At 73.0% G+C, this 12,178-nt stretch carries 2 protein-coding genes; both read left to right on the top strand.

Annotated elements, in window-relative coordinates; translation table 11 throughout:
* Window positions 1-62 precede the first annotated feature (62 nt).
* Window positions 63-1,349: an MFS transporter gene (locus JOC24_RS30245; RefSeq protein ID WP_374104544.1), complete on the top strand. Its 1,287-nt coding sequence runs from the start codon at window positions 63-65 to the stop codon at window positions 1,347-1,349.
* Window positions 1,309-12,156, top strand: coding sequence for a non-ribosomal peptide synthetase/type I polyketide synthase (locus JOC24_RS30240; RefSeq protein ID WP_205023619.1), 10,848 nt, complete (start codon window positions 1,309-1,311; stop codon window positions 12,154-12,156). Before JOC24_RS30245 ends, JOC24_RS30240 begins: the two co-directional genes overlap by 41 nt.
* Window positions 12,157-12,178 lie beyond the last annotated feature (22 nt).

Raw genomic sequence — 12,178 nt, 5'->3', positions numbered from 1 at the left:
GTGCCCGACGCGGCCGTCGGACGCGGTCCGGTGAGCGCGGCCACGCGCGGAGAGGGGTCGTAGTGGGGGGTGTGGACAGGCGGTTCCGTGCTCTCGTCTGCGCGTACGCGGTCTCCGGCTACGGCAACTTCCTGAACCTGATCGCGATGAGCCTGTTCTCGTACCAGGTCACCGGCACGGCCTTCGGGGTAGGCGTGGTGATGGCGCTGCGCCTGCTCTCCGGCTTCGTCGCGGGACTCACCGCCGCGGCTCTGGCGGCCAGGACGACCCGGCTGAGGACGATGGTGTGCACGGACCTCGCCCAGTGCCTGGTCCTGTCCGTTCTGGCCCTGTGCGCGGCCCGCACGCCGATGTGGCTGCTGTGCGGCACGGTCGTCGTCATGGGCGCGGGGAACACGTACTTCACCGTCGCCCTGCGCAGCGCGGTTCCCGCGATGGTCGGCCAGGAGTCCCGTACCAGGGCGACCGGACTGCTGGTCACGGCACGGTCGATCGCCACGGTCCTGGGCTTCGCCTCCGCCGCTCCCGTCATCGCGTTGGGCGGCTACGGCACCGCGTTCACCGTCAACGCCGCGAGCTTCGCGGTGTCGGCGGGTGCGCTGCTCGTCCTGCGCCCGCGTACGGACGGCGAGGAGGAGGCCGTACCGGAGGAGGACGGCTGGGGGAAGGGCGCTGTCCGCCCGGGGCGTCCGCGCGTGTGGCACGGCATGGCCGGTCTTCCCGCGCTGCTGCTCGGCATGATCCTGCTCAGAGGGATCGACGCCCTCGCGTCCTCCTCGCACAATGTCGCACTGCCCGTGGTCGCGAACGCCTCCGCACCGTCCGACCCGGCGCTCTTCATGACCCGGTTCTGGGCGGCGTGGGCGGTGGGCACCATCGCCGCCCAAATGGTGATCCGGCGCACGCGGGGGGCCTCGTCGTGGGGTGAACGGGCTTTCGCCCTGTGCACGTTGGGCATGTCGGTCTCCTTCGTGGCCGCGTTCACCGGCCTGCCAGCCGCGGCTCTCATGGCGGCCGCAGCGTGCGCGGGATTCGCCGACGGCTGGGCCGAGACGGTCTACACCGCACGCCTCCAGGCGGCCCCCGACCGGCAGCGCACCAGGCTGTTCGGGCTGTCCGCCACGGCGGAGACGGCCGGGTTCGCGCTGGGCACCGTACTCGCCGCGGCAGCTCTCGAAGCACTGCCCGCCCTGACGGTCGTCGGCGTGTTCCACGGGGCGGCCGTGTGCGGAGCACTGGTTCTGCTGTTCTTCGTCACCGGGCGCGCCCGGTCGCGCTCGTCCACGAGTGGAAAAGAAGGGGATACGCATGGAACACGTGCAGGGGCAGACTCTCTGCCGGGGTCCTGAGCCGGAGTACACGGAGAGCGACCCGCGCGATGCCGTGCAGGCACTCCTGCGTGCCGCGGAGTCGGACGACGGGGCAGCCGTCGTCGCCGTCGCCCCGGACGGTTCCACGACCACCCTGCCGTATCGCGAACTGCTGTCGCAGGCCGCCCGGATGCTGGCCGGACTGCGGGAGCGTGGGCTGCGCCCCGGTGACCCGGTGATTCTGTGCGGGCTGCCGCTGAGTGAGTTCTTCCCCGCCTTCTGGGCCTGTCTGCTGGGTGGTGCTCTGCCCGCGGCCCTCGCGGACCGCGCCGTGCCGGGCTCGCCCGCGTACGAACGCCTGCTGCACGCCTGTGCGGTGCTGGACCAACCGTTGGTGCTCAGTGACGCCGCCGGGGTCAAGGCCCTGGCCACGGCGGCCCCCGAGTTGCGGGCCGCGGTCGCGCGGGACTGCCTGGACGCTGAGCCCGCGGACGCCCACGTGGAGCCGGCCGGGTCCGACGTCGCGCTGTTGATGCTGTCCTCCGGCAGCACGGGCGTCCCCAAGGCGGCGCGGCTCACCCACGCCGGCCTGGCGGACTTCGCCGCGAGCTCCCGGCGGATCATGGACGTGCGGCCGGACGACACCATGGTGAACTGGTTGCCGGTCGATCACAGCGGCGCGTTCCTCCTGTACCACCTGCTGGCGGTATTCGTGGGCTGTACCAACGTCCACGCGCCGACCGAGCGTGTGCTGGCCGAGCCGTTGCGCTGGCTCGACCTCATCGAGGAGCACGGGGCGCAACACAGCTGGGCCCCGACGTTCGCCTACGGGCTGACAGCCGACGCGCTCGCCGAGCAGCCGCACCGCGTACGCGACCTGGGCGGCCTCAAGTCGCTGCTGTGCGGCGGCGAGCAGATCGTACTGCCGGTGCTGCGCCGCTTCCTCGACGCAACCGCCGCGTCGGGGGTGCGGGAGGGGCACATCGTGCCGGTGTGGGGGATGGCCGAGACGGTCACGGCCGTCACGCACGGACGACTGGACCGCCCCGGCACCGTGCACCGCCTGCTGAAGAGCAGTCTGGGCGGCGATCTGGTAAGGGCCGACGCCCGGACCCCGGAGGACGACTGCGTCACCTTCGTCGCGGCCGGCTCGCCGGTGCACGGCGTCACCCTGCGCGTCGTGGACGATCGCGGCGAGCCGACACCCGCGGGCAGGATCGGCCGGCTGCAGGTGCACACGCCCACCCGCCTCACCCCTGGTTACGTGAACAATCCTGAGGCGGACGCCGAGGCGTACCCGGCCGGCCGGGACTGGCTGGACACGGGCGACCTGGCCTTCCTCGACGCCGGACAGGTCGTGATCACCGGGCGGCGCAAGGACCTGATCATTCTCAACGGGCACAACGTCTACTGCCACGAGGTCGAGGAGGCGGCGACCGCCGTCGCAGGCGTCAGACAGGGGGAAGTGGCCGCCTGCGGCGTCCCGGACCCGGACAGCGGCACCGAGCGGCTGGCCGTGTTCTTCGTCAGCCGCTCGGCCGACGAGGACGCGCGGATCGTGAGGGAGGTGAAGGCGGCGCTGTTCTCCCGGCTCCGTCTGACCGTCTCCCATGTCCTGCCCGTACCGCACGACGACTTCCCGAGGACCCCCGCGGGGAAGGTACGCCGCGCCGAACTTCGGCAGCGGCTCGTCGCGGGTGGTCCCCCTGCCCACTCGGCCCCGCCGGACGACCTCCGCTCCGGCGAAGTGGCACAGGTGGTGAGGGAGGAGATCGCCGCCCTGCTGGGGCACGCGGTGGACGTGCACGAACGGTTCTACGAGCTGGGGCTGAACTCGCTTCTCCTCACCCGCCTGCGATCGCGTCTGGAGCAGCGGCTCGCGACGCCGATCGCCCAGGCCGCGTTCTTCGAACATCCGACGGCCATGGCGCTGGCCTCGCATCTGGCGGCCGCCACCCCCGGGGAACAGCCGCAGCCCCTGGGCACCGCCTCGAAGGACACGGCCGACCAGCGCGTCGCGGTCATCGGTCTGTCGCTGCGCTTCCCCGGCGCGGACTCGGTGGAGCGGTACTGGGCCAATCTGCGCGACGGCGTGGACAGCGTCCGGGTCTTCGGCGAGGAGGAGCTCGCGTCGGCCGGCCTCTCCCCGGAGCAGCGGCGCGCGCCCGGCATGGTGCCGGTCGCGGGGGTCATCGACGGTGTCGACGCGTTCGACGGGGACTTCTTCGGGATGAGCCCCAAGGAGGCCGGGCTCACCCACCCCGCGCACCGGCTGTTCCTGGAGTGCTGCCACGAGGCCCTCGAGGACGGCGGTTACGCGGTGACCGGACAGGGGACCAGGGTGGGGGTGTTCGCCGGGACCGGCATGAACCTCTACGACCATCAGCAGCCGCCTGCGACGGGTGTTCCGGACGACCCGGCTGACGGCATGCAGTCAGCCATCGGGCTGCAGCCCGACTTCCTCGCCTCCCGTGTCGCCTACCGGCTCGGGCTCACCGGGCCCGCCATCGGCGTGCAGACCGCGTGCTCCACCTCGCTGGTCGCCACGCACCTCGCCGTACAGGCCCTGCTCACCGGCGACGCGGACCTGGCGCTCGCGGGAGCCGCTGCCGTGCACCTCCCCCAGGAGACTGGCTACCGCAGCCACCCCGGCTCCATCCTGTCGCCCACCGGACGCTGCCGCGCCTTCGACGCGGAGGCCGACGGCACCGTGGGCGGCAACGGCGTGGCGGCCGTGCTGCTCAAGCGTCTCGACCGGGCACTCGCCGACGGCGACACCGTGCACGCGGTGATCCTGGGCTCCGCCGTCAACAACGACGGGGCGGCCAAGGTCGGGTTCAGCGCGCCGGGCGTCGCGGGCCAGGTGGAGGTCGTGCGGGAGGCTCTGCGCAGAGCGGCCGTACCCGCCGACTCGATCTCGTACGTGGAGGCGCACGGGACGGGCACCCCGCTCGGCGATCCGGTGGAACTGGAGGCGCTCGGCAGGGCACTCGGGGAGGGTACGCGGCGTACGGGGTTCTGCACCGTCGGGTCGGTGAAGCCGAGCATCGGACACCTCGACAGCTGTGCCGGGATGGCCGGTCTGCTCAAGACGGTCCTCATGCTCAGGCACCGCACGCTGGTCCCCACCCTCCATCTGACGCGGCCCAACCCCGAACTGCGCCTGGAGGGCGGCCCGCTGGTCCTCGGCACCGAGCTGCGGCCCTGGCCGGCGCAGGACGGCGTGCCGCGCCGGGCCGGGGTCAGCGCGCTGGGGGTCGGCGGCACCAATGCCCATGTGGTACTGGAGGAGGCGCCCGTGCGACCCGCGGCCCACACGTCCGGGCTTCCCGTCCTCGTGCCGGTGTCGGCCCGCGACACCCAGGCCCTGGAGGAATACACCGGTCTGCTCCGCGACCGGCTGCGGCAGCAACCGGGTCCGGCGGCGGCGGACGTGGCGGCCACCTTGGCGCTCGGCAGGCCGCACCGGGCGGCACGGGACGCGGCGGTCGGCAGGACCGCCGCGGAGCTCGCGGACGCCCTGGACGAGCCCCGGCCCGCACCGTCCGGTCCGCTCGGACCGCTCGCCTTCGCCTTCTCCGGGCAGGGCAGCGGACGCCGGGGCATGGCCGGGGGCCTCTACGCCGCGCATCCCGTCGCCCGGCGGACACTGGAACGGTGCGAGGAGGTCTACGCCGACGAGTTCGGCGGCACCCTGCTCCCCCTGCTGGTCGACGAGTCCGCCGACGACGGCGTCTGGCCCACCGAGACGGCCCAGGCCGCCCTGTTCGCCCACCAGGCCGCGCTCACCGACGTGTGGCGTGCCGTCGGCGTGCGCCCCGCGCTGCTGCTCAGCCACAGCGTCGGCGAGTACGCGGCCCTCTACGCGGGCGGCGCCGTCACTCTCGACGACGGACTGCGGCTCACTGCGTGGCGCGGGCGGCTGATGCACACCGCCTGCCCTCCGGGCGGCATGCTCGCTGTCCGCGCCCGGCCGGAGGACACGGAGCGGATCGCGCGGGCCGCCGGGGCCGAACTCGCGGCGTTCAACGGACCGCGGTCCCAGGTGATCTCCGGTCCGCCGGACGCTCTCGCGGAGGCGGCGCGGCTGCTGGACGGGGAGGGCCTGCGGTGGCGGACGTTGCCCGTCGACAGGGCGTTCCACTCCGCCGCGGTCGAGCCCGCGTTGCGCGACTTCCGGTCGCGGGCCGAGCGGGTGACGTACGGTCCGCTGCGTACGCCGCTGGTGACCACCGCCGACGGCCGGGTGCGCCCGGTGGGCTGGATCCTCGACGCCGACTACCTGGGCCGCCAGGCGCGGCAGCCGGTCCGCTTCGATCTGGCCATGGCCGCGGCGACGGGGCAGGGGTGTCTGGACTTCCTGGAGATCGGTGCCGGGGACACCCTCACCGGCCTCGGCCGGCACTGCGTACCGGAGAGCCGCTGGCTCGCAGGGCAGGGCTCGGCCCCCCGGGGTACCGACCAGACGCACGGGCTCCTCATGTCACTGGCCGCGCTGTACCGCAGGGGGGCCGACCTGGAGTGGAGCGCGGTCAACGCCGGCGGGAACAGGGTGCCCCTGCCGGGGCACCCCCTGCGCAGGCGCCCCGTGGCGCCGCTGACCGGCTCGCCGGCTCAGGCTTCGCACCACCCGGCGGAAACGTCGGCCACCCCTGTGAAGGAGCGCACCGTGCCGGACGAACTGCTCGCCGAGGTGAGGCGGCTGACCTCCGAGAAACTGGGCCGCCCGGCTGCCGACGTCGCACCGGACTCCTCGTTCTTCGAGCTCGGCGCGGACTCGCTCTCCCTGATGGGCATGACGGCGGAGCTCGAGCAGCGGTACGGCGTACGTGTCCCGGTACGGGAGCTGTTCGCCTCGGCGGACACCCCGCGCGCGCTGGCCGTACGTCTGGCGGAGCTGGGGAAGGGGACGGCCGCCGGTTCGGTGGGGGTGACTGGGGAGCCGCGCCGGGAACCACGCCGGGAGGCGGACGAGCGGCAGCCGGACCAGGTGCCGGCGCAGACACCGGCACCGGCACCGGCACCGGCACCGGAGGCCGTACCGGCGCCCGTGGCAGCACCGGAACCGGCTGCCGAAGCGCCCTCCGGGCTTCACGAACTGCTGGGGCAGCAGCTGAAACTGGCCGAGCATCTCGTCGACCAGGTCACCGGAGTGATGTCCCGCCAACTGGACGTACTCGCGTCCGCGCCGCCCGCCGCTCCCCCGATACCGGCACCGAGCCCCGCGCCGACTCCGGTCCGGGCCCCGGCCCCCGTGCCGACGGCAGCCCCGACGCCGACGCCGGTCCGGGCCCACACCCAGGCCCACAGCCCGCCCCTCCCGTCGCAGCCCCCCGAGCCGGTTCGCGAGCAGGGGCAGCCCTTGCCCGCCCCCGCCGCCGGGTGCGATTTCAGCCTGTACTTCTTCGGCGACTATCCCCAGGACGCCGACCGTGACAAGTACGCGCTGATCATGGCGGCTTCGAAGTACGCGGACGAGAACGGATTCCACGCCCTGTGGCTCCCGGAGCGCCATTTCAACTCCTTCGGCGCGCTCTTCCCCAACCCCTCCGTGCTGGCCGCCGCGCTCGCGGCCCACACCAGCCGCATCCGGCTGCACGCGGGCTCGGTCGTCCTCCCGCTCCACCATCCGGTGCGGGTCGCCGAGGAGTGGTCGGTCGTCGACAACATCTCCGGCGGCCGGGCGGGTCTGTGCGTCGCCGGCGGCTGGCACGCCACCGACTTCTCGCTCGCCCCGCAGCACTTCGGCCGGCATCGCGAACTGATGTACGAGCAGTTGGAGACCGTGCGGCAGCTCTGGTCGGGGCAGTCCGTGCCGACGACCGCCGGTGACGGCGAGCCCGTCGAGATCAGCCTCCACCCCCGCCCCCTGCAGCGGGAGATCCCCCTGTACGTAGCGGTGGTGAGCAACCCGGACAGCTACCGCCGGGCGGCGGTCGAGGGCCTGGGCGTGGTCACCAACCTGATGACGCAGACCGTGGAGCAACTGGCGGAGAACATCGCGTTGTACCGGCGTACCCGTGCCGAGCACGGGCTCGACCCGGCTGCGGGCCGGGTGGTGGTGCTCGTGCACACGTACCTCGGTGAGGACGCGGACCGCGCACGGGCGGAGGCGTACCGGCCGTTCGTGTCGTACCTGCGTTCCTCCCTGTCCCTCTTCGGTCAGGTCACCAACAGCCTGGGCTTCACGGCGGACCTCGACAACACTCCCGAGGAGGACGTCGAGTTCCTCCTGGAGAGGGCGTACGAACGCTACTGCGCCACGCGCGCCCTGATCGGCGACGAGCACACGGCGGCCGAGACCGTACGCCGTCTGGTGGACGCCGGCACGGACGAGATCGCCTGTTTCGTGGACTTCGGCGTGCCGACGGAGCGGGTCCTGGATGCTCTGCCGTTGCTCGACCGGGTCCGCCGCCGCGAGCAGCTCGGCGCTCCGGAGCAGACGGCGCCCGATCCGAAGCGGGTGCCGTTGTCACCGGCGCAGCGCCGCATCTGGTTCCTGGAGCAGCTGCATCCGAGGACCAGCATGTACCACGAGCCCAAGGCGATCCGCCTGGACGGTCCGCTGAACGTACCCGCACTGCAGCGGGCCCTCCAGCAGGTCGCCGACAGGCATCCGGCGCTTCGGACGACGTTCCTCGACTCCGGCGGGGTGCCGTACCAGGAGATACGTGACCGGGTGCGGATCGACTGTCCGGTCGACGACCACACAGGGGCGTCGGAGGACGAGGCGCTGCGCGCCACGCTCGGGACGGAGGGGCGCCGGGTACTCGGCCTGCGCGAGGGGCCGCTGGTGACGGCGAGGCTGCTGCGGCTGTCCGAGGAGCGGCATCTGCTCTTCCTGCTGGCACACCACATCGTCTTCGACTCGGCCTCCACGGCGGTGCTCGTCCGAGACCTGGCCGCCTGCTACCGCGCCGTCGAACCCGGGGCCCCCGGGCCGCCGCCCCTGCCGGAGGTGGCCCCGGCCCGCACGGCGGAGGACCACGCCGAGTCCCTCGGCTTCTGGCGGCGTGAGCTCGCCGGGGCCCCTGAGCTCGACCTGCCCACGGACCGGCCCCGTCCCCCTGTCAGGTCGGGGGCGGGCGCGAGCCTGACCCACGAGCTGGACGCCGAACTCACCGGCGCGCTGAAGGCTTTCGCGGCCGGCCACCGGGCAACTCCGTTCATGGCACTCACCGGTGCCGTCGCGGCGGTGCTCGGCCGGTTGAGCGGGCAGCACGACGTGGTCCTCGGCACCGCTGTCGCCGCCCGGCCCGCCGGCGCGGAGCACCACATCGGCCTGTTCCTCGACACCGTTCCCCTGCGTCTGGATCTGGCCGGCGACCCGGACTTCCCGACGCTGCTGCACCGGGTGCGCGCCAGCAGCACAGCCGCGTACGAGCACACCGGTGTCCCCTTCGACGAGCTGGTCGGGGAGCTCAACCCACGCCGGGACCCGGGACGCAACCCGCTCTTCCAGGTGATGGTGGAGTACGAGAACGAGGGCGAGGTGACGTTCGACCCGCCCCGGCTGGCGGCGACGCTGCTCGACGTACCGAGCGCGCGCGCCCCCTTCGACCTGAGCGTCTACTTCACGCACCACCGTGACGGGGTGCGGTTCATGGTCGAGTACGACACCGCGCTGTTCGACGAGGCCACGGTGCGTCGCTTCACGCACCACGTGGAGCAGGTGTTGCGCCGCGCTCTCGACGCTCCCGGCGCGCCGCTGCGCGATCTGACCGCGGTGACCGCGGCCGACCGTACGTCCCTCGCGAGGCTGGGACGTCTGGAGGAGCCGACACCCGCGGTCGAGGACACCCTGCACGGGCTGTTCGAGCAGCAGGTGCACAGGACACCCGACGCCGTCGCCCTGGTGCACGGTGCGGAGAGCGTCCGGTACCGGGAACTGGACGTCCGCGCGAACACTCTCGCCCACGACCTGCGCGCCCGTGGAGCCGTGCGCGGAGAACGTGTGGCTCTGCTGCTGCCGCGCGGCCCGGAGCTGGTCGCCGCCGTGCTGGGGGTGTTCAGGAGCGGCGCCGCGTATCTGCCGCTCGACCCTTCCATGCCCTCGCCACGGCTCGCAGCGCTCCTCGACGACGGCGCGCCCGTCCTGCTGCTGACCTCAGCCGCCGTCCTCGCGCGTCATCCCGGGCTCCGGCCAGGGCTGCCGGTGAGGCTCCTGGACGAGGTCGACGGCGCCCCCGAGGCAGAACCCCCTGCCGACGGAGCGAGGCCCGAGGACCCCGCGTACTGCATCTACACCTCGGGCTCGACCGGCCGTTCCAAGGGCGTCGTCGTGCCGCACCGCGGTCCGGTCAACCTCGTACGGGGCCACCTGGACGCCCACGTCGGGCTCCGCACCCTGCAGTGGACATCGCCCTCGTTCGACGTCAGCGTGCAGGAGATCTTCACGACGCTGTGCTCCGGGGCGACGCTGGTGCTGATCGACGACGAGGTGCGGCACGACCCCGTGGCGGTCGCGGAGGCGGTGCGCCGTCACGAGGTGCAGCGGATGTTCATGCCCTCCACGCCGCTCAGGTATCTGATGGAGACGCGGCCCGAACTGCCCTCGCTGCGCGAGCTGTTCTCCGCAGGTGAGGCGCTTCAGCTCACCGACTCCTTCCGCCGCTTCCTCGCGGCACACACCCGGTGCGCGCTGTACAACCAGTACGGGCCGACGGAGACCTCCGTCATCGTCACCTCGCACCGGGTCGACCCCGGTGGCGAGGAGTGGCCGCCGATCGGCACGCCGGTGCCGGGAGCGCGGATCGTCCTGCTGGACGGTGCGGGGCACGAGGTGCTTCCGGGTGCGGTCGGCGAGATCCACGTGGGAGGCGCGCCGGTCGCGCACGGCTACCACGCCCGCCCGGCCGAGACGGCCGGCGCCTTCCTGCCGGACGGCGCGGGTTCTCTGTCGTACCGGACGGGGGACCTCGGACGCTGGCGCACGGACGGCTCCCTGCAGTACTGCGGCCGTACGGACGATCAGGTGAAGATCCGGGGCCATCGGGTGGAACCGGCCGAGGTGCAGGGGGCGTTGAGCGCCCTACCCGGGGTACGGGACGCTGCCGTCGTGTCCCGCCACGACCAGCACGGCGAGAAGGAGCTGGTCGCCTACGTGGTCCCTGCCGCTCCGGCGGCGGACCTGCGCGGGCTGCGAGACGCGCTGTCCGCGGAGCTCCCCGACCATCTGGTGCCGCGCCGCTGGGTGTGCCTGGACCGGCTCCCGGTGAACACCGCGGGGAAGCTGGACCGGGGCCGGCTGCCCGAACCTGAGCCGGACGGCACGGCACGGGGCACGGACGCGCAGCCCTCGACCAGGCTGGAGAAGTCCCTGCACGAGCTGTGGTGCGACGAGCTCGGTTCGCGCCAGATCCCGGTCACCGAGTCGTTCTTCGAGCTCGGCGGTCACTCCCTCAGCGCGATCAGGCTCCTCAACCGCACGGCGGACCAGCTGGGCATCGAGCTGTCCATGGCCGAGTTCTTCCTCGACCCCACGATCCGTGGCGTCGCGGGCCGCGGTGAGCGGCCCGCTCCCGCCGGGCCGGTGGTGGACACCGCGCCGATGCCCTCCACGCTGCGCAGACTGTGGCACCGGCACCACGAGCACTCCGACCCCGGGGTCTACAACGTCGCTCACCGCATCGACCTGAACGGCGAGCTCGACCCCCGGCACCTGGCGGGTGCTCTGGAGGACCTGGTCGGTCGCCATCACGCGCTGCGGAGCAGAGCCGTGCACCGCGACGGGCGGTACCTGGTCGAGGTGCTGTCCCAGGTGCCCGTGGACCTGCCGGTGGACGACCTGACCGCGCACGGCGACGACGCCGACGCGGTCGAGCGGTGGTGCCGGGACGAGGCCACGCGCCCGCTGGCGATGGACAGCGCGCCGCTCTTCCGCTTCCGGCTCGCTCGGCTCGGGCGGGATCGCTGGGTGCTGGTCACCGTGTTCCACCACGCCGTCTGCGACGGCTGGTCCATGGGCGTCATCTGGCACGAACTGCAGGAGCTCCACGACGCCCGGCACCAAGGCGTCGACAGTCGACTCCCCCTGCCTGAAATACAGTTCACCGACTACGCCCGTATGGAGAACGAGCTGGGCGCAGAGCGCAGGGCGGAACTGAGCCGGTTCTGGCGTACCGAACTCGACGGCGTACCGCTGCGGTTGCCGTTGCCGTACGACCGGCCGCGCCCCGCGAAGCTCTCCGGCAGGGGCGCGCTGCACACATGGGCCATCGACGGGGACGTCCCCGGGCGGCTCGCGGAGACGGCGACCCGCCTGGGGACGACGCCCTACACCGTCCTGGCCGCGGCGTTCGCGAGCTGGGCGTCCGGACTGTGCGGCGGGCTCACGGACGTGGTGCTGGCCGCGTCCAGCGCGAACCGCACCCGCCGCGACCGGTCCGGCGTGGTCGGGCTCCTGGGTGACGCGGTCCTGTTGCGTGCCCGGCTGGGCGAGGCCGCCACGTTCGCCGACCTCGTGAAGCAGCTCGGCTCGACGCTCTTCACCGCGCTCGACCACCAGGAACTGCCCCTGACCGACGTGGTGGAGCTGGTCTCACCGGAGACGGGCGCCTCGCTCTTCCCGACCGTGCTCTTCACCGTGGTCACCACCCCGCCGTCCACCCTGGACATGCGGTCGATCTCGGCGTCGGTACGCGACCTCCCGACATCGGGTGTGGCCCGCAACGAGCTGTACGTGGTCCTGGTGCCCGGCCCCGACACGATCGCCGTCACCTTCGAGTACTCGACGGATCTCTTCGACGGGTCCACCATCAGGTCCTGGGCCCTGGCCTTCGGCGAGCACCTCCACCACGTCACACAGGCCCCGCACCGCCCGCTGCCCGTCCCGCGCGTCCCCTGACGCGTGGGACGTACGCGCCGGG

Origin of the sequence: Streptomyces sp. HB132, from assembly GCF_016909575.1 — a bacterium.
GTDB lineage: Bacteria > Actinomycetota > Actinomycetes > Streptomycetales > Streptomycetaceae > Streptomyces.
The sequence above is the reverse complement of the archived record's forward strand: the minus strand, read 5'-3'. Positions and strand labels throughout refer to the sequence as shown.

What these genes read in the sequence shown, in the direction of transcription:
- JOC24_RS30240 (WP_205023619.1), top strand. Translation starts at nt 1,309, where the DNA reads ATGGAACACGTGCAGGGGCAGACTCTCTGCCGGGGTCCTGAGCCGGAG.